This is a genomic window from Psychroserpens sp. S379A, assembly GCF_049800755.1.
GTDB lineage: Bacteria > Bacteroidota > Bacteroidia > Flavobacteriales > Flavobacteriaceae > Psychroserpens.
Window position 1 is genome coordinate 133,801 of sequence record NZ_JBNAFQ010000006.1, and the last position, 18,731, is coordinate 152,531.

Here is an 18,731-nt window from a genome sequence, read left to right on the forward strand (position 1 = left end):
CATGTTATACAAAAGAAGTAGTGCGCTTTTTAAAGAAGCCGAATTCGTCATTCCTGGAGGTGTAAATTCTCCTGTAAGAGCTTTTAAAGCTGTTGGAGGAACTCCAATTTTTGCAAAATCTGCAAAAGGCGCTTATGTGTATGATGAAGATGATAATCGTTATATTGATTATATCAATTCTTGGGGACCAATGTTGCTTGGGCATGCATTTGAGCCAGTGGTCAATGCCGTTGTCGAAAAAACAAAACAGGGAACCTCATTCGGAATGCCAACAGAAATTGAAACTAAAATTGCTGAGTTAGCAGTGTCTATGGTTCCTAATATTGATAAAATTCGTTTTGTTAATTCAGGAACTGAAGCTTGTATGAGTGCAGTAAGATTAGCAAGAGGATATACAGGAAAAGATAAAATTATAAAATTTGCAGGCTGTTATCATGGTCATAGCGATGCTTTTTTAATTCAAGCTGGTAGTGGAGCAGTCACTTTCGGAAGTCCAAATAGTCCTGGTGTAACACAAGGTACGGCTAAAGATACCTTGTTGGCAAAATATAACGATATCAACAACGTGCAAGCGCTTGTCGAAGCTAATCGTGACCAAATTGCTTGTATCATTCTTGAACCTGTTGCAGGGAATATGGGTTGTATTCCTCCTAAAGATAGTTTTTTACAAAAATTAAGAGCGCTTTGTGATGCAAATGACATGTTATTAATTTTTGATGAGGTCATGACAGGGTTTAGATTGGCTAAAGGTGGTGCTCAAGAATTATTTAAAGTTGATGCTGATATTGTTTGCTTCGGAAAAGTAATAGGTGGTGGACTGCCAGTTGGTGCGTTTGCAGCACGTAACGAAATAATGAATCACCTCGCACCTTTAGGAAGCGTGTATCAAGCAGGTACTTTAAGCGGAAATCCTTTAGCTATGGCAGCAGGATTTGCCATGTTAAATGCCATACATAATGATGCCGAATTGTTTAAGCGTCTTGACGAAAAGACCGCATATCTGCAAAACGGTTGTGCTCAGGCATTACAAAAACACAAGGTTGTGCATACCATTAACCGAATGGGTTCAATGATTTCGATTCATTTTTCTGAAGATGAAGTCGTAGATTTTGATAGTGCTGCAAAAGGAAATAACGAAACCTTTAAAGCCTTTTTTCACGGGATGCTTAACGAAGGAATTTATATCGCTCCAAGTGCTTTCGAAACCTGGTTCATTACTGATGCACTTAGCTATCAAGATTTAGACGAAACTATTGCAGCAGTTGAAAAAGTCGCCAAAACGCTAGGGTAAAAACTTGATGTTGTAAATACATTAAAAAGCCAGTTTAATGAAACTGGCTTTTTTTATAACTGGGAAATCCAATAGGTGATTAATAAAAGAACAAGAGTTCCTATAATTAACTTCTTAATTAATAGTCTTCGGTTTTCACGTTTAACTTTTAATCTAATTCGTCGCAACACATGAGGTTGTAATCGAGGTAAAACATATGGTTTGTAGCTGCTTGTTTTACTTGAGCCTCCATTCCTTTTTGAGAATGGTTTGCGTTTTCCGTTTTTTAATAATTTTCTATTATTATTTAATGTAACGTTCATAAATGAAATTGAGCCCATAGTATCTTTTTTTTGTTCTGAAATATTTCAGAGAGGTTAATACATTTAAATTGAGGTATATAAATATGTGTTGATTCAGTATAATACTAATCAAAGGAAGCATTTATATAGTATGTAAAAGATAGTTTTGAGATGTGCTCAATCGTACCAGTTAAAGGGTCTAATTGTAAGCAGTGTTAGAATACTACTGCAAGTGTGATTACAAAAACAGACACTTTTAAAAGGGTTTCAATATTTGAAGTAAATTGATATTGTCTGCTTTTTATACGTTGCTTAATACCAAAAATTGAAGTTGAACTGTGGTTGCTTAAATTACATTTAACAACGTTTTTATAGTTCGAATTTAAAAGACCTTCTGGTGTTTCAAATTGGTGTGCTAAGTTACGTATGGGTAACGGTTCTAATTCTTGTGTAATTGCTAATTCCATGATGGTTGATTTTTTATGATTATACTTATATGACGTATAATTACAAAAAATGTTACAAAACATGTTTTTGTAAACGCTTATAAATCAACTGTTAGTCTTTGTGGTGATAGGTGTTTGCTAATACAAATTAAAATTGTTGAAAATAGAAAACGGGAACTTTCTTATCTATTCCTCCAGAAAAAAGGAGTCAATAATATCAATACCGTAAAGAGTTCTAAACGACCTATGAGCATTAAAAAAGCCGACCACCATTTTCCAATAGTTGGTAATTCAGAATAGTTGTGTACTGGTCCAAAATTTCCTAGTGCAGGACCAACATTTCCTAAGCTCGATGCTGAAAGTCCGATAGCAGATTCAAAATCTATTTGTAGCATAGAAAACACTAAGGCTCCAACAATAAATGAAATCATATAAAGAATAAAGAACCCTAAGATATTAAACACAATGTCTCCAGAAACACTTCTTTTATTGTAACGAACAGGTAAAATTGCATTTGGATGAAGTGCGCGTTTAAATTCAAGAAAACCGTTTTTAATCATAATCATATGTCGTACCACTTTAACACCTCCAGAAGTACTTCCAGCAGATCCACCTAAAAACATTAAGCCAAAGAAGAAAACAACTAAAAAAGGAGTCCATAAAGTATAATCTGCAGTGACAAAACCTGTAGTAGTAACAATAGCAATCACTTGAAATAAGGCATGACGAATTGAAGCTTCAGCTTTACCAAATACCATTGGATGATCTATAGATGATATCGAAAAGTCGGCTCTAAAATAAATAATAAGTGCTGCTATAATTGTAAATAAGGCAACAAACTTAAAATAGAGTTTAAATTCTTCATCACGTATAGCTTTCTGTACTTTTCCTTTAAAAGCAAAATAACTTAGTATAAAATTGGTACCTGCTAAAAACATAAACAGGATAATTATATATTGTATAATGGGTTGTCCGTTCCAATAGGCAACACTTGCATTTTTAGTAGAAAAGCCTCCTGTTGAAAGCGTGCATAGTGAATGATTTATGGCATCAAAAAAAGACATGCCAGCTACTTGTAGCAAAATGGTTTCGGCAGCAGTATATCCAAAGTAAATCAGCCATAAACGTTTAGCAGTATCAGTAATTCTTGGGTGTAACTTATCGGCATTTGGACCAGGAGCTTCGGCTGCAAACAATTGCATACCACCAATACCCAATAAAGGTAAAATGGCAATAGCTAAAACAATAATTCCCATACCACCAATCCAGTGTGTTAAACTTCTCCAAAACAAAATACCTTCAGGCAAAGCTTCAATGTCATTAAGTATTGAAGCACCTGTTGTGGTATAGCCAGACATGGTTTCAAAAAAGGCATTTGTAAAACTCGGAATTGAGCCTGTTAATAAGTAAGGCAAAGTGCCTGTTAGTGCCATAACAATCCAACCAAATGCGACAACAAGGTATCCTTCACGTTTATTGAGTTCTTTTTTATGATTCTTAGTAAGAAACATCAAAATACCACCAATAATTACAATCACTAAGCCAGATAGTAAAAGCTCGATAGTTGCCCCATCGTTATAGATAAAACTCATTAAGGCAGCAAGTAGCATAAATCCACCATTGAATAGGAATAACAATCCGAAAAAATGGAAAATGATTTTAAAATTGAGTTTCATTACTGTGCTTTATGTTCTAGAAGAAAAAAGATTCAACTTTAGTGATCGATCTAGGCAAACAACATACAACAACTTTGTCGCCTTCCTGTATTTGAAAATCGCCTAACGGAATAATGCCTGTTTCATTTCTTATAATTCCTCCAATAATTGCAGATCGCGGAAAATCTAAGTCTTTAATAGCCTTTTTAGTGATTTTAGAATTAGGAGAGTTAACCTCAAACTCTAACAACTCGGCATTCATGTTAGAAAGTTTGGTCATGGCTAAAACATCACCTTTTCTAATATATCTAAAAATATTATTTGCTGCAAGAAGCTTTTTGTTGATTAATGTATCAATACCAATAGATTGTGATAGTTGGTAGTAATCCATATTTTCAACAAGTGCAATGGTTTTTCTAACACCTTTTGATTTTGCTACTAGGCAAGACATGATATTGGTTTCAGAATTTCCAGTAACCGAAATAAAAGCGTCCATATCGCTTATGTTTTCTTCTTCTAAAAGTTCAACATTTCTTCCGTCACCATTAATAACCAAAGCCTTTGATAATTCATCGGCAAGTTCAAAAGCAGCATGTTTATCTTTTTCAATAATTTTAACGTTGAATTTACTCTTGCAAAGATCTCTTGTGGTTTTGTAACCTATTTTACTTCCTCCAAGAATCATCACGTTTTTTATTTCGGCTTTAACACGACCTGACAACTCAAAAAGCTCATCATCACCACCTTTTGAAGTCATAAATACAACTTTATCGCCTTCTTTAAATTGTGTGTCACCTCTAGGAATGATGGTATATTGTGTTCCAAATCGTTGAATAGCAATAGGAATAAAGTGAAGTTCTGGAAATACTTGCGCAGCTTCTTTTACTGTTTTACCAATAAACGATGCTGTTCTAGACAAACGTAAACTAAGCATGGTTAATGCACCATCTTCAAATTCGTAAGTGTCATTAAATCCATATTGATTTAATAATAATTCAATTTCACAAGCAGCAAGAGCTTCAGGAGAAATAAGCTCATCAATACCAAACTTGGTAAACCCAACATCTTTATTGTCAATAAATTCAGAATTTGAAATTCTGGCAATGGTACGTTTGGCACCTAATTCTTTAGCTAAAACACAAGCGGTAATATTTGTAGTTTCAGAAGAGGTTACAGCTATAAAAAGTTCTGAGGTGTTTATTCTGGCTTCCTTTAAAATAGCAATTGAAGTCACATCGCCTTTTATAACTCTAATATCTAAATGGTCATTAGCATAAGTTAAATTCTCCTTATTAATATCAATAAGAGTAATTTCTTGGGATTCGTAAGACAATAGTTTTGCCAAATGAAATCCAACTTCTCCTGCACCAGCAATTATTATTTTCATTAAATAAAATGTATTGAAAAAACATGCAAATATACTATAATATTATCTCATTTGATGCAAATAGCGTTTGATTATAATTCATAACAGAAATTCTTAAATACTATAAGATAGTTAGTTATATTTGCCAAAAAATTTGAAGTGTCAAAAGTAAAACCATATAAAGATAGTGATCTAAATAAAAAGCAGCAGGTAACCCAAATGTTTGATAACATATCAAAGGATTACGATGGGTTAAATCGTGTGATTTCATTTGGTATAGATATCAAATGGCGAAATAAAGTGGTTGATATTGTGGCTAAAACAAAGCCTAAAACTATTTTAGATATCGCTACAGGTACAGGTGATTTAGCTATTAATTTAACGAGAACTCAAGCTGATAAGATTGTAGGTCTTGATATTAGTGATGGGATGCTAGAAGTTGGTCGAAAAAAAATAAGTGCTAAAAATTTAGATGATAAAATCAGTATGGTTATTGGAGATTCTGAAAATTTGCCTTTTGAAGATAACGCGTTCGATGCGATTACTGTGGCATTTGGTGTAAGAAATTTTGAAACTCTAGAAAAAGGCTTAGCAGAAATTTATCGCGTCTTAAAACCTCATGGTGTTTTTGTGATTCTCGAAACTTCTGTGCCAACCAAAACACCATTTAAACAAGGGTATAACTTTTATACTAAATATATTTTGCCTACTATTGGTAAAGTGTTTTCTAAGGATAAATCGGCTTATGCTTATTTGAGTGAATCGGCATCTGTTTTTCCATTTGGTGAAGCCTTAAACAATATTTTACGTAAAACTGGGTTTATTAACGTTGTAGATCAGCCACAGACCTTTGGTGTTGCAACTATTTACAGTGCATCCAAAGCATAATGTAAATTTATGAAGAGAATATTTATCATCTTAGCTTTATTAATTGTATCGCAAACAGCGACTGCACAATTGTTTAGTAGAGAAAAAATAAAAAATAACGAGAATTTTGATAAAGCACGATTGTCTTGGGGATTTTATCTAGGGCTTAATAGTTATGATTACCAGTTCAATTATGAGGAAGATTTAAAAGATATACTTGTTGAAACAAATGTTGGTTTTAGTGTTGGTTTGATTTCTAATTTACGAATCAATGATTATTTCGATTTAAGGTTTGAGCCAGGACTTTTTATCTCTCAAAGAAATATAATGTATGATCCAAGTTATTTTGAAGGCGTAGAGTATAACGACTCCGATTTGCTACGCGAAGTAAAGTCTACATATGTGCATTTTCCATTGTTATTAAAAATTTCTACAAAGCGACTTAATAATTTTAAGCCTTTTATAATTGGAGGTGTTTCTGCAGCCATCAACTTGTCAAGTAATGAGGAAAATCCCGACGATAATAGTGTGGGGCAATTTAGAACGACCAAAAACGTAACATTTTATGAAATAGGCTTTGGGATTGATTTTTATAATCAGTGGTTTAAGTTTTCTCCATCTATTAGAGGTGTATTTGCCATGACTGATGAAATTGTAAAGGATGTAGATCCTAATAGTCCTTGGACGAGCAATATTTCATCCATGAAAACGCGTGGTATTTTTATAAACTTTACATTTCAATAATATTACATTTCTACAAAACACTTGTCGTTGCTTTGATATTGCATAGATATTGACCTAATAAAACTCCTTATTTAGAATCAATAAAAATAATAAGTCTTCGTTGATATGTCGCTTTTTTACTCGTAATAATTTGTATTTTTGCACGGATTTTTAGACAATAATTTCAATAAAAAGCGTATGTCAAAAGACATTAAGATTAAAAAAGGTCTAGATATAAAACTTATAGGCGAAGCTGAAAAATCAGTAGAACAAGCCATTATAAGTAATTTCTGTACGATTAGACCTGAAGATTTTCACAGCGTTATTCCAAAACTTATTGCAAAAGAAGGAGCTACCTTAAAAGCAGGAGATGTTATCTTTTATGATAAATCGAATGAAGAGGTTAAGTTCGTTTCTCCAGTTTCTGGAACTGTGATTGAAGTATTAAGAGGTCCTAAAAGACGTATTGATGCGATTAAGATTCAAGCAGATAAGGAACAGTCATTTAAAGACTTCGGTAAGTTTAATATGAGCTCAGATGCTAACGCAACTAAGGCTCATTTATTGGCTTCAGGATGTTGGCCTTTTATTAAACAAAGACCTTACGATGTGATTGCTAATCCTGAAAAATCGCCAAAATCGATTTTTATTTCAGGGTATGCTTCTGCACCTTTAGCTGCCGATTTAGACTTTACATTACAAGGTAAAGAGGCAGAGCTACAAGCTGCTGTTTCTGCTTTGGCTAAATTAACCGAAGGTCAGGTTCACATTGCTGTTGGTTCTAACAATTCGCCTTTGGCGACTATGAAGGATGCTACAATTCATATGGTGTCTGGTCCTCATCCAATAGGAAATGTTGGTACGCAAATCAATAAAGTTGATCCAATTAATAAAGGTGAAGTGGTTTGGACCGTTAATGCTCAAGACTTAGTTATTATTGGAGAATTATTATTAACAGGCAAATTTAATGCCGAGCGTATCGTCGCTTTAGCGGGTTCTTCAGTAAAAAAACCAAGATATTTTAAAACCAAAATAGGTAGCGAAGTAGCAACAATGGTGTACGATAATGGCGTTGAAAAAGATGGAAATGATCGTATCATTTCTGGAAACGTATTATCAGGTAAGCAACTAAAACCAGACGGAAGTTTAGGGTTTTACGACAACGTAATTACGGTAATTCCTGAAGGAGACGATTATGAATTTTTTGGTTGGAATAAACCAATCTTCAATAAAATTTCAACTTCAAGAGCCTTAACATTTTCGTGGTTGAATCCTAAAAAGAAGTATGATTTAAATACCAATACTAATGGTGAACATCGTGCTTTTGTTGTCACAGGATCGTATGAGAAAGTATTTCCTTTAGATATGTATCCTTTACAAATGCTAAAAGCTTGTATGTATGAAGATTTAGACGAAATGGAAGCTTTAGGAATGTACGAAGTTGCACCTGAAGATTTTGCATTGACAGAATTTATATGTGTATCTAAACAACCACATCAAGATATTATTAGAAAAGGTTTAGACTTAATGCTTAAAGAGATAGGATAATGGGTTTAAAAAGTAATTTACATAACTTCAGACAAAAGAATAAAGACAAAAAATGGTTGCCAGCATTTTCGGCAATACATACCTTTTTATTCTTGCCTAATGAGACCACTCATAATGGAACTCATATAAAAGCAGCCGACGATTTAAAACGTACCATGAATACCGTAATTATGGCAATGGTACCTTGTTTAATCTTCGGAATGTTTAACGCTGGATACCAACATCACCTTGCTTTTGGAGAAATTCAACAAGCCACTGGAGGCTTTTTTAGTTCTGCATTTTGGACGATGGATAACTTTATGGTTGGCTTCTGGAAAGTCCTTCCATTAGTTATTGTGTCTTATGGTGTAGGTTTAGCAATCGAAATTTTATTTGCTATTAAAAATAGCCATGAAGTTGAAGAAGGATACCTAGTAACAGGAATGTTAGTGCCTTTAATCGTACCAATCGATACACCGCTTTGGATGCTTGCTGTAGCAGTAGCTTTTGGAGTTGTAATTGGTAAAGAGGTATTTGGTGGTACAGGAATGAATATTTTAAATCCAGCATTAACAATTAGAGCCTTCTTATTCTTTGCATATCCAACTTGGATGTCTGGAGACAAAGTGTGGGTTCAAGGTGCTGTTGAACGTGACCAAATGATTGCTGCAGGAGAAAACCTTGATGCTATTTCTGGAGAAACTATTTTAGGAAGCCTAGCTCAAAATAAAGGTGCTGGTTATGAGGTTATGGACATGTTCTACGGTTTAATTCCTGGTTCAGTTGGAGAAACCTCTACAGTGTTGATTTTATTAGCTGGATTGTTTTTAATCTTTACCAAAATAGGAAGCTGGAGAATTATGTTGTCTTCTGTTATTGGAGCTTTAGTGATGGGATTAATCTTTAATGGTGTTGTGAGTTCAGGATGGATTTCTGAAACAAGCAAATTTTACGGCTTAATGAGTACTGAATTCTGGCATCACTTATTAATTGGTGGTTTTGCCTTTGGTACTGTCTTTATGGCAACCGATCCTGTAACAGCATCGCAAACCAACAAAGGAAAATGGATTTACGGATTCTTAATCGGATTTATATCAATCATGATTCGTGTATTCAACCCAGCGTATCCAGAAGGTGTAATGCTTGCTATATTACTAATGAACGTTTTTGCTCCAACTATCGATCATTATGTGGTTCAAGGAAATGTAAAACGTCGTATGAAACGTCTAAAAGTTAAAACAGCTTAACGATGGAAAAGAGAACAGATAAAAATTCGTACACTATAATATTTGCCATCGTAATGGTATTAATTGTTGGTTCGTTGTTGGCATATTTGGCAGCATCATTAAAACCTACAATTTCTGAAAATCAACGTCTAGAGAAACAACAAAATATTCTCTATGCAATGGGTATTAATAATAATGAAGGAAGTTCAGCAAATTTTGTATCAACTGAAGAAGCTCCAAAATTATTTGAAAAGTACATCAAACAACAGTTAGTTGTTAGTTCAGATGGTTCATCTACTGAAAATAATGAGGCTTACTTAATTGATGTAAAAAAGGAACAAGCAAAAGCAAAAGCTGGTGAAGAAAGACAACTACCTTTATTTGTTGGCGAAGATGAAAAAGGTAAAAAGTACTATATCGCTCCAATACGAGGTAAAGGGCTTTGGGATGCCATTTGGGCTTATGTCGCAATGGACGAAAATATGGTAGTTCAAGGGGCTTACTTTGATCACAAAGGTGAAACGCCTGGTTTAGGTGCCAACATTAAGCAACGTTTCTTTATGGATGATTTCATTGGAGAACACCTAATGTCTAACGGAAGTTTTAAAGGCATTAGTGTTGCTAAAGGTAATGCCGATCCTAAAAACAATGATAAAACAGATAATGAGGTCGATGCAATCGCAGGTGCAACCATTACAGGTGATGGTGTGTCTGCAATGATTAAAAGCGATTTAAAGCTTTATGTGCCTTTTTTCAAAAACTTAAAAAATTAATACTATGGGCTTACTTTCAAAAAAAGATGCAGCTTTAATAAAAGATCCTTTAGCAGATAACAATCCAATTACCATTCAAGTATTAGGTATTTGTTCAGCTTTAGCGATTACTGCAGAGTTAGAAGCGTCAATTGTAATGTCAATATCTGTATTGTTTGTATTAGGTGTTGGTAACGTCGTGATTTCTTTAATGAGAAATATTATTCCTTCAAAAATTAGAATTATCGTACAACTTATTGTTGTTGCGACCTTAGTAATTATTGTAGATTTAGTGCTGAAGGCTTTTGCTTACGAATTGAGTAAAACACTATCTGTTTTTGTTGGATTAATCATTACCAACTGTATCATTATGGGACGTTTTGAAGCCTTTGCATTGGGTAATGGGCCTTGGAGATCGTTTTTAGATGGTATTGGTAACGCATTGGGTTATGCTGTAATCTTAGTTATTGTAGGATTTTTTAGAGAATTATTAGGCTCTGGAACCTTATTAGGAATTCCAGTTTTAGGAGATCCAATTGAGAAAACAGGATTATATGCTCTAGGTTATGAAAATAACGGATTTATGTTATTATCTCCAATGGCATTAATCGTTGTTGGAATCATTATTTGGGTACAACGTACAAGAAACAAAGCATTAGTAGAAGATTAAAAAATTAGTAAGCAGTTGGCAGTTGTAGTAAGCCTTTACTGAACACTGAACACTGAATACTGAATACTAAAAAGAATATGGAACATTTAGAATTATTTTTCAAATCAATATTTATAGATAACATGGTGTTTGCTACATTCCTAGGAATGTGTTCTTACCTTGCTGTATCTAAAAAAGTATCAACAGCTGTTGGTCTTGGTGCTGCTGTAATTTTTGTTTTAGCAATTACAGTGCCTTTAAACTGGTTATTAGATCAATATATATTACAACCAGGAGCCTTGACTTGGTTAGGAGCTGAGTATGCAGATTACGACTTAAGTTTCTTATCATTTATCATGTTCATTGCAACCATTGCAACCATGGTACAATTGGTAGAGATTGTAGTTGAAAAATTCTCACCATCATTATACAACTCCTTAGGTATCTTTTTACCTCTTATTGCAGTAAATTGTGCTATTTTAGGTGGCTCTTTATTTATGCAGTCTAGAGAAATAGCAACTTTAGGATTGGCAACAACTTATGGTATTGGTTCAGGAATCGGATGGTTTTTAGCTATTTTAGCAATTGCTGCTATTCGCGAAAAAATTAGATATTCTAACGTTCCACCAGCACTTAGAGGTTTAGGAATTACATTTATTATTACTGGATTAATGGCTATTGGCTTTATGAGTTTTGGTGGTATGTTAACTGGAGGTGATGACGAAGCCGCAAAAGAAGAGACAACAGTTCAATTGTCTACTAATAATACAGAAAATACAGAATTAGCTAATAACACTAAAATAGAAGAGTAGTATGATTTTAGCAGCAGGTACATTAGGAACCGTTTTAGCAACAGTTGCAGCATTTTTACTAGTAACATTAATACTAGTGTCATTATTGCTGTTTGTAAAACAAAAATTATCACCATCTGGTCCCGTAAAAATTAAAATTAATGGTGAAAAAGAAATTGAAGTCGCTTCTGGTGGAACATTATTATCTACCTTAGGTGCTGAAAAAATATTCTTACCATCAGCTTGTGGTGGTGGTGGAACCTGTATTCAATGTGAGTGTCATGTGCTTTCAGGTGGAGGCGAAGCATTGCCTACCGAAACACCTCACTTTAGTAGAAAAGAATTACAACATGGAGCACGTTTGTCTTGTCAGGTAAAAGTAAAACAAGACATGGAGATTACCATTCCTGAAGAGGTCTTCGGAATTAAAAAATGGGAAGCTGTTGTTGTTCGAAATTACAATGTAGCATCATTTATTAAGGAGTTTGTTGTTGAGATTCCTGAAGATATGAACTACAAAGCTGGTGGATATATCCAAATTGAAATTCCACCTTGTGAAATTAAATATTCTGATATTGATATTACAGCGCATCCTGAAGAGCATGAAACTCCAGATAAGTTTCAAGCAGAATGGGATAAATTCGGACTTTGGCCTTTAGTGATGAAAAATGACGAGAACGTTGAAAGAGCTTACTCTATGGCTTCTTATCCTGCTGAAGGTCGTGAAATCATGCTTAATGTACGTATTGCAACGCCACCATGGGATCGTAATAAAAATGCTTGGATGGATGTAAATCCTGGTGTGGCATCATCGTATATTTTTGCTCAAAAGCCTGGAGATAAAGTTGTGATTTCTGGTCCTTATGGTGAATTCTTCATCAATGAGTCTGAAAGCGAAATGCTGTACGTAGGTGGAGGAGCTGGAATGGCACCAATGCGTTCACACTTATATCACTTGTTCAGAACCATTAAAACTGGTCGTAAAGTGACTTATTGGTATGGTGGTCGTTCAAAACGTGAGTTGTTTTACATTGAACACTTTAGAAAATTAGAAAGAGACTTCCCTAACTTTAAATTCTATATGGCACTTTCTGAGCCTATGGAAGAAGATAACTGGAAAGTTAAAAAAGATATTAATGATGAAGCAGGTGATGGCTTTGTAGGATTTATACATAATTGTGTAATTGACAATTATTTAAATCATCATGATGCTCCTGAAGATATTGAATTGTACTTCTGTGGTCCTCCATTAATGAATCAAGCGGTTCAGAAAATGGGAGAAGATTTTGGAATTCCTGATGAACACATTAGATTCGATGATTTTGGAGGCTAATATTCAAAATTCATAGTTATTCTGAATTTGGTTCAGAAGCTCATCAAAAACAAAAACCAACTCATTTTGAGTTGGTTTTTGTTTTTCAGTACATATTAAAATTAACTCAATAACGAATAGCGAACTAGGAGTTTTTTTTCATCTCTCCATTGTATCCACCCTTTTCCAATCGTCTCAAAGCTACTATTAAGTAATGCTACATGCATCCAGTTGCTTTGTATTTTAATAGGTTTCATAAAACGAAATGAAGTATTTATTAGGCTCGAATTTTTAAACGATCGCACATGTACTTGTTGACTTGTTGGGTCTAAAAATTCAACACTGTGAACTCCTAATAAATATTCTGGCCAATATTGAAGCGTTCCTGAATGTCGATCTACAAAAGCGGTTTGATTAGTAATTGTATTTACCACAATCTCGATACAATCATGACTAATAGATTTTGCTTTAAATTGTAGCAAGTCATAGTCTAATTTTAAATGCTCAGGAGCCAACCAAGCTGGTGCTGTTACAATGTCAAAACCACCATATTCAGTTCGTTTAAAAGTAATACTATCGTATGGTATATGTTCTTGAACCGATTTTCCAGAGCTTAAGTTTCGGTAGAAATAGAGTTTTTTATGTTCATAAAAATTTGGCGTAAACATGCCTAAGCCTATAATAGACTCAGTTGGTTTACCTGTATCAGAACTCAAAAGCATTGCAATGGGTTCGCTCATTGTAAAAGAAGCGACTGATTTAGGTGTTGATGGTTGTTCAATTTTTATAGGTTCATTTTCTAACTTCTTTTGTTGGCGTTTTTGATATCTAATTCTGAAAAATATAATTGAAGCCACAATAAGGACTGCCAATAGTATATTAAGCTTAATAATAATTGAACGTTTGCTCTTAAAAGCTACAATTAAAGATAAAACAAGGCCTATTAAAGCTCCCAAAACGGCATAACCTAATACAATGGCTCCTCCAGCAAGCATTTGTCCTTTTCCTGCCTCAGTTATGTTAGCATACACCAATCCTAAAAAGAAAGCGGCAACAAGTGCTAACAAATACAAGAGTAAACTATAGGGTTTTATTGCGCGATGTGCCATAATTAGAAGGTAATAATTTTGGTAATGGTTTCACCTTTTTTTACTTCAACTGTAAAGGTTTTTGAATTGCCTTTATGCACACCCAAGGTTCTAAGTTTTATAGTATAAGTGCCAGGATTGAGTAAAAATTGTCGAGGATTGTTATTTGCTGAAGTATAAGTCCTTGCAGCTGTAATATTTTTTCCTGTACTAATGTCATGAAAATTTACCGTAGCATCAATGAGTTCTCCACTTGCTGTTTGTACGCCAATCATTGCAATACCTGACTCAAAATCATGATTTAAAGAGGTGGTGTTATTACTAATTACTTCTACAGATTCGTATTCATACGACACATTTAAACCTTTGAGAACTAAAGCCTGATAAGCGACACGATATTGGCCTGCAGGAACTTCTAGAATTTTAGATTTTCCATATGTTCTTGTGGTAGAAACAACTTTTCCCGTTGAAATATCATACAGCTTAACTGTAGCATCCCAACCCTCACTATTATTGGTTGCAGATACTTCTAGTTTGCCACCATCAAAGCTAATGTTTTCGTGTTTAATGTCGCCTTCTTTCATTTCAACTGTAATTGATCTCGATGGAATATCTGAACCTTCTAACGGTTTTATTTCAATAGTATATTTTCCTGGTGGTAAATACACCCAACCTGTATCACGATAGGTTCTAGCACCATCTATATCACGTTTTTCGCCAATTCTTTTGGCGCGAATCCAAGCGTCTACAGCTTCGTTATTTTTACTAGCATAAATCGAAAAATTTCCATCTGGTTCATCAACGGTTTGAGATGTAGCTTCGGTAAGACCTTCATTCAAACCGCTCGCATTTGATGCGTCATAGTAATTACCGTCACCAGCTTGAGCAGCACACTTTAACTGTTCTGTATCGCCATCTTTTAAACCAAAACCAACAATATGCAATTTAAAGTCGATACCATCAGATTTTGCTTCAGATACAATAGCACAGATATTGCCATCACAAGATTCAATACCATCAGTAATTAAAATGATGGTGGCTTTGGTTTTGCTTTCTTTTAATGAGTTTATAGCTAGTGCAGCCGAACGCGCCAAAGGTGTTTTTCCTAAGGCATTCATGTTTTTTACAGTATTAACAACATTCTTTTTTGTAGAATTTTTTAGGTCGATTAAAAATTCAATATCATCACAGTCTCCCTTTTTACGATGACCATAAGCTATTAAACCTATGTTTTGGTTACTAGGAAGATTGTTTACAGTTGTAGATAATACCTTTGAAGCAATATCTTTTTTGGTCTGGCCATCCATTTGCGCCCACATTGAGCCACTGGCATCGTAGATAAATAAAATAGGAGATGGAGCATCCTGTTGTGTGTAAGAATGTAAACTAAAACCTAACACACAACATAGTGTGATTAATAGCTTCATAATGTTAGGTTTATGTTGTGAATGATAAAGGTAATGAAATTTATGGTTAAATGGTGTAAATATCTTTATTTGAGCGTGTTAAGTGATGTTTGTTAGAAGGTTAATCCATAATGTAACCTTAGCAAAAACAGTTCCAAAATACCGACTCCAAGTGAAAAAGACTTACTTGATTTTATTTATCGAAAACGAATATCAATCAACACTTAATCGAAAATAATATTTGAATTCTTACACCCATCATCACAAAAAAAAGCCTAGTGTTTCTCACGATTTTTTTTCGAGTTTATGTGATATATACCAAAACAATTATCTTAAAACAATTCATCTTGTTTACAGAATTATGTGCTCAAATAGATAAGTTGATGACTCAAAATTGGTAATTAACTCAAAATAAACTAAATTTAATCAAACAATTAGCAACTGTTAATCAAATGGTTGCATCTACATCAATTTAGCCTTAAGGTTCACCCGAAGTTCACCCAATGTTCACCCAATGTTCATCCGATGTTCACCCGTGTTTAGTTCAGGTGTTATCCAGATGTGGTTCGGGTGTTATTCAGGTGTAAGCTACATTAAGTTCGGGTAAAAGGAGTCATAAATTAGAATAATAACTTAAATCAGATATATTAAAAGCATTTTAAATACTGCTTGTAGTTAAAAAAAACGTACTGGTGTTCAATAAGTAAATAATCATACGTAGATATCGTAAACTTGAAAAAATTGAACTTAAAAACGGAATAATATAGATTGTAGCATTTAGTTAAAGCCGCAAAACGCTTTACTTTTTTGTGTTACTGAAATTACTAACAATCGGTGTAATTCATTGTTTGGTTCATGTATACTCGTAAAATTTCGCAGAAATTTTCTTTTGGTCTGTTTTCTTTTTGCTAGTTTAAACCTAGCCAACATAACAAAATCATAATTAAACGTTAATTGTTGATATCGAAATACGAAACGTTTTATTGATTGCGTTTCATTTTCATGAAGCACCTACTTATATACCTTGCTACAATTATTATTCTTCTCTTTTTAAGTGCAGGAGCTTTGCAATTTAAACCAGTAAAGACTGTTACAAATTCAATAATATCTGCCGTAGAAACACCTAGTTTGGTAAACAAGAAAAGCCAAACTATTTATAATAGAGTTAAGGCGCCTAAAGGTTATACACGTGTTGAATATGCTAAAGGTAGCTTTCAAGATTATTTAAGAAATTATGAGTTAAAACCCTTTGGAAGTAAGATTATCAATTATGATGATTCTAATTATTTCTGGCAAGGCGGTCACATAGGAATTTTAGATATTCCTGTTCCTAAAAACGGATTGCAACAATGTGCAGATGCATTAATAAGAATTAGAAGCGAATATCTTTGGGATAATAACCGAAAAGATGAAATTGGTTTTAATTTTACTTCTGGAGATTATTGTTCATGGGTTAGATATGCTGAAGGCTATAGACCAAAAATAAATGCTAATAAAGTAAGTTTTCATAAAACTGCTAAAGCAGATGTGTCTAAAGCTAACTTTTATAGATATTTAAATTTAATCTACACCTACTCTGGAACATTGTCATTGTTTAACGAATTACCTTCAATAGAAGATGCTTCAAAGCTTCAAATTGGAGATATGCTCATTAAAGGAGGTACACCAGGACATATTGTAATGATTTGTGATGAGATTGTTAACGATAAAGGAGAGAAACTATACTTATTATTTCAAGGAAATACACCAGCACAAAGTGTTCATTTAGTTAAAAACCTTCAAAATTCTGAAATCTCACCTTGGTATAAGCTTGAAAAAGACGAAGAGATTTCAGTATCAAACTATACGTTTTCAAGCTCAAAATTTGTGAGGTTTAAATAGTAAGTTTGTATCTTTGTAAGATGAGCAAAGCCCTTACAAAACAAGAACTTCATAATTTGGCAATGAACCATGTTGGTAAAGATTTAGAACAGCGTGGTTTTGAATTTGTAGCCATTAATAGTCAGCTAAAAAAGCATCCGCAATTTGTTTGTATAGATAAAAACAGTCAATATTTTTTCGTTATTGTAAAAGCTGTAATGCTACCTGAAAATCCAAATAATTACGATGTAGTTTGGATGGAAACCTTTAAAAAACATGCTTACGAAAAGAATGCTAAGGTTTTGTTTGCAGGTGTAGGTTTAGGAAACCCAAATGGTGAACATTTACCAGTATATTTTAATGAAGATTACTTAATTGAGTATAATGGCATTCAAGTTGTTGAAACAAATCTAAATTAAATGAAAAAAGTTTTAGTTTTTTTACTGATTGCATCAGTTTTTTTTACATGTAAAAAAGGACCTTCAAACACTAAAATATCAGGTGATGTATTTGGTACAAGTTACTCAATTATTTATGATAAAGACATTGACTACACCAAGTCATTTGATAGTCTTTTTACGCTAATTAATACCTCGTTATCTACCTATATTCCTGATTCAGATATTTCTAAAATAAACCGAAACGAGAGCAATTCTATTGACGACCATTTTAAAACCGTTTTCGATACATCTAAAGTTATTTATAACAATACTCAAGGCGCTTTTGACCCAACTATAGGTGTGGTTGTAAATGCATGGGATTTTGGTCCGCAAGGAAAAATTGTTGCGCTAGATAGCTTAAAAATTGATAGTCTTATGCAATATGTTGGTTTTGATAAAGTGAATAGAGTTGAAAATAAGGTTTTGAAACTTAAAGGTGCATTTATAGATTTTAATGCTATAGCAAAAGGTTATGGAGTAGATGTTATTGCTAATTTTTTAGAACAGAAAAAAGTAGATAATTATCTAGTTGAAATAGGAGGAGAGATTAGAAGTAAAGGTGTTAATAATGAGAAGGATAGTAATTGGAAAGTTGGATTAGATCAACCTCGTTTTGATGGTGAACAATCGGTTTTAAAAGCCATTTCTTTACAAGATGTTGGTATGGCAACCTCTGGAACGTATAGAAAGTTTAAAACAGATGAAAATGGAAATCGTTATGCACATATCATCAATACAAAAACAGGCTATCCATCAAAAACCAATATACTAAGTGTATCTGTTATTGCAAAAGATTGTATGACAGCAGATGCTTATGCAACGGCTTTTCAAGCTATGGGAATTGAGGCTGTAAAAGACTTTCTTCAATCACATCCAGAATTAAAAGCATTTCTTGTTTTTGAAAATGAAAATAAAGAATTAGAAACTTTAAATCTAAATGGTTTTCCGGAGTAATTAACAGTTTAGGAATTTTTAAAAATTGAAAAGATACATTCAGCAGTTACTAATTGTATTGTAAAACAAAATCTGTAGTTTTAATGCTTCAATAGCA

The 18,731-nt window shown here is 33.6% G+C and carries 18 protein-coding genes; 12 read left to right on the top strand and 6 right to left on the bottom strand.

The features are described from left to right. Position 1: 1 nt before the first annotated feature. Positions 2-1,291: a glutamate-1-semialdehyde 2,1-aminomutase gene (gene hemL, locus ACP15M_RS13445; protein ID WP_425077723.1), complete on the top strand. Its 1,290-nt coding sequence runs from the start codon at positions 2-4 to the stop codon at positions 1,289-1,291. A 53-nt stretch (positions 1,292-1,344) separates the two neighbouring features. On the opposite strand, the gene ACP15M_RS13450 is transcribed toward hemL, so the two are convergent. From ACP15M_RS13450 to trkA, 4 genes are all read right to left on the bottom strand, one after another. Beyond that, positions 1,345-1,611 carry a hypothetical protein gene (locus ACP15M_RS13450; RefSeq protein WP_425077724.1) on the bottom strand — a complete coding sequence of 89 codons (267 nt, stop codon included), beginning with the start codon at positions 1,609-1,611 and terminating at the stop codon, positions 1,345-1,347. 176 nt (positions 1,612-1,787) lie between these two features. Beyond that, positions 1,788-2,039: a hypothetical protein gene (locus ACP15M_RS13455; RefSeq protein ID WP_425077725.1), complete on the bottom strand. Its 252-nt coding sequence runs from the start codon at positions 2,037-2,039 to the stop codon at positions 1,788-1,790. 161 nt (positions 2,040-2,200) lie between these two features. Further along, positions 2,201-3,694, bottom strand: a complete 1,494-nt coding sequence (locus ACP15M_RS13460) for a TrkH family potassium uptake protein (RefSeq protein ID WP_425077726.1) — start codon at positions 3,692-3,694, stop codon at positions 2,201-2,203. 16 nt (positions 3,695-3,710) lie between these two features. Further along, complete coding sequence (gene trkA / locus ACP15M_RS13465; RefSeq protein ID WP_425077727.1) at positions 3,711-5,060, bottom strand: Trk system potassium transporter TrkA; 1,350 nt, start codon at positions 5,058-5,060, stop codon at positions 3,711-3,713. A 138-nt stretch (positions 5,061-5,198) separates the two neighbouring features. On the opposite strand from trkA, the gene ubiE reads away from it, so the two are divergent. The 8 genes from ubiE (at position 5,199) to nqrF (ending at position 12,907) form a co-directional block, all read left to right on the top strand. Beyond that, complete coding sequence (gene ubiE, locus ACP15M_RS13470) at positions 5,199-5,927, top strand: bifunctional demethylmenaquinone methyltransferase/2-methoxy-6-polyprenyl-1,4-benzoquinol methylase UbiE (RefSeq protein WP_425077728.1); 729 nt, start codon at positions 5,199-5,201, stop codon at positions 5,925-5,927. Between the two features lie 9 nt (positions 5,928-5,936). Beyond that, on the top strand, positions 5,937-6,650 hold the full coding sequence (locus ACP15M_RS13475; protein ID WP_425077729.1) for a porin family protein: 714 nt from the start codon (positions 5,937-5,939) through the stop codon (positions 6,648-6,650). A gap of 177 nt (positions 6,651-6,827) precedes the next feature. Further along, a complete protein-coding gene (locus tag ACP15M_RS13480; RefSeq protein ID WP_425077730.1) occupies positions 6,828-8,177 on the top strand; it encodes a Na(+)-translocating NADH-quinone reductase subunit A in 1,350 nt (449 codons plus the stop codon). After that, on the top strand, positions 8,177-9,403 hold the full coding sequence (locus ACP15M_RS13485; RefSeq protein ID WP_425077731.1) for an NADH:ubiquinone reductase (Na(+)-transporting) subunit B: 1,227 nt from the start codon (positions 8,177-8,179) through the stop codon (positions 9,401-9,403). Before ACP15M_RS13480 ends, ACP15M_RS13485 begins: the two co-directional genes overlap by 1 nt. Before the next feature lie 2 nt (positions 9,404-9,405). After that, the gene (locus ACP15M_RS13490) at positions 9,406-10,155 is read left to right on the top strand and encodes a Na(+)-translocating NADH-quinone reductase subunit C (RefSeq protein WP_425077732.1); all 750 of its coding nucleotides are present in this window, start codon (positions 9,406-9,408) and stop codon (positions 10,153-10,155) included. 4 nt (positions 10,156-10,159) lie between these two features. Beyond that, the gene (locus ACP15M_RS13495; protein ID WP_425077733.1) at positions 10,160-10,804 is read left to right on the top strand and encodes an NADH:ubiquinone reductase (Na(+)-transporting) subunit D; all 645 of its coding nucleotides are present in this window, start codon (positions 10,160-10,162) and stop codon (positions 10,802-10,804) included. 77 nt (positions 10,805-10,881) lie between these two features. After that, positions 10,882-11,595 (top strand): NADH:ubiquinone reductase (Na(+)-transporting) subunit E, encoded by a 714-nt coding sequence (gene nqrE, locus ACP15M_RS13500; protein ID WP_425077734.1) that lies wholly within the window; start codon positions 10,882-10,884, stop codon positions 11,593-11,595. 1 nt (position 11,596) lies between these two features. Then, the gene (gene nqrF / locus ACP15M_RS13505; RefSeq protein WP_425077735.1) at positions 11,597-12,907 is read left to right on the top strand and encodes an NADH:ubiquinone reductase (Na(+)-transporting) subunit F; all 1,311 of its coding nucleotides are present in this window, start codon (positions 11,597-11,599) and stop codon (positions 12,905-12,907) included. Between the two features lie 101 nt (positions 12,908-13,008). Here the strand turns inward: nqrF and ACP15M_RS13510 are convergent, their stop codons facing one another. Continuing rightward, complete coding sequence (locus ACP15M_RS13510; RefSeq protein ID WP_425077736.1) at positions 13,009-13,995, bottom strand: hypothetical protein; 987 nt, start codon at positions 13,993-13,995, stop codon at positions 13,009-13,011. Between the two features lie 2 nt (positions 13,996-13,997). After that, entirely contained in the window at positions 13,998-15,401 is a 1,404-nt protein-coding gene (locus ACP15M_RS13515; RefSeq protein ID WP_425077737.1) for a vWA domain-containing protein, read from the bottom strand. Positions 15,402-16,382: 981 nt separating this feature from the next. Here ACP15M_RS13515 and ACP15M_RS13520 point away from each other — a divergent pair. Genes ACP15M_RS13520 through ACP15M_RS13530 form a run of 3 tightly spaced genes read left to right on the top strand, consistent with a single transcriptional unit; the run spans position 16,383 to position 18,634 of the window. After that, entirely contained in the window at positions 16,383-17,261 is an 879-nt protein-coding gene (locus ACP15M_RS13520; protein WP_425077738.1) for a DUF4846 domain-containing protein, read from the top strand. 20 nt (positions 17,262-17,281) lie between these two features. Beyond that, positions 17,282-17,659 (top strand): Na(+)-translocating NADH-quinone reductase subunit F, encoded by a 378-nt coding sequence (locus ACP15M_RS13525; protein WP_425077739.1) that lies wholly within the window; start codon positions 17,282-17,284, stop codon positions 17,657-17,659. Next, positions 17,660-18,634: an FAD:protein FMN transferase gene (locus ACP15M_RS13530; RefSeq protein ID WP_425077740.1), complete on the top strand. Its 975-nt coding sequence runs from the start codon at positions 17,660-17,662 to the stop codon at positions 18,632-18,634. It begins immediately after the preceding gene. The last annotated feature ends 97 nt before the right edge of the window (positions 18,635-18,731 follow it).

Coding starts and splice junctions, on each gene's coding strand:
- nqrE (WP_425077734.1), top strand. CDS start 10,882: ATGGAACATTTAGAATTATTTTTCAAATCAATATTTATAGATAACATG.
- ACP15M_RS13495 (WP_425077733.1), top strand. CDS start 10,160: ATGGGCTTACTTTCAAAAAAAGATGCAGCTTTAATAAAAGATCCTTTA.
- ACP15M_RS13515 (WP_425077737.1), bottom strand. CDS start 15,401: ATGAAGCTATTAATCACACTATGTTGTGTGTTAGGTTTTAGTTTACAT.
- ACP15M_RS13490 (WP_425077732.1), top strand. CDS start 9,406: ATGGAAAAGAGAACAGATAAAAATTCGTACACTATAATATTTGCCATC.
- ACP15M_RS13480 (WP_425077730.1), top strand. CDS start 6,828: ATGTCAAAAGACATTAAGATTAAAAAAGGTCTAGATATAAAACTTATA.
- ACP15M_RS13510 (WP_425077736.1), bottom strand. CDS start 13,995: ATGGCACATCGCGCAATAAAACCCTATAGTTTACTCTTGTATTTGTTA.
- ACP15M_RS13520 (WP_425077738.1), top strand. CDS start 16,383: ATGAAGCACCTACTTATATACCTTGCTACAATTATTATTCTTCTCTTT.
- trkA (WP_425077727.1), bottom strand. CDS start 5,060: ATGAAAATAATAATTGCTGGTGCAGGAGAAGTTGGATTTCATTTGGCA.
- ACP15M_RS13525 (WP_425077739.1), top strand. CDS start 17,282: ATGAGCAAAGCCCTTACAAAACAAGAACTTCATAATTTGGCAATGAAC.
- ACP15M_RS13530 (WP_425077740.1), top strand. CDS start 17,660: ATGAAAAAAGTTTTAGTTTTTTTACTGATTGCATCAGTTTTTTTTACA.
- ACP15M_RS13485 (WP_425077731.1), top strand. CDS start 8,177: ATGGGTTTAAAAAGTAATTTACATAACTTCAGACAAAAGAATAAAGAC.
- ACP15M_RS13475 (WP_425077729.1), top strand. CDS start 5,937: ATGAAGAGAATATTTATCATCTTAGCTTTATTAATTGTATCGCAAACA.
- ACP15M_RS13455 (WP_425077725.1), bottom strand. CDS start 2,039: ATGGAATTAGCAATTACACAAGAATTAGAACCGTTACCCATACGTAAC.
- nqrF (WP_425077735.1), top strand. CDS start 11,597: ATGATTTTAGCAGCAGGTACATTAGGAACCGTTTTAGCAACAGTTGCA.
- ACP15M_RS13460 (WP_425077726.1), bottom strand. CDS start 3,694: ATGAAACTCAATTTTAAAATCATTTTCCATTTTTTCGGATTGTTATTC.
- hemL (WP_425077723.1), top strand. CDS start 2: ATGTTATACAAAAGAAGTAGTGCGCTTTTTAAAGAAGCCGAATTCGTC.
- ACP15M_RS13450 (WP_425077724.1), bottom strand. CDS start 1,611: ATGGGCTCAATTTCATTTATGAACGTTACATTAAATAATAATAGAAAA.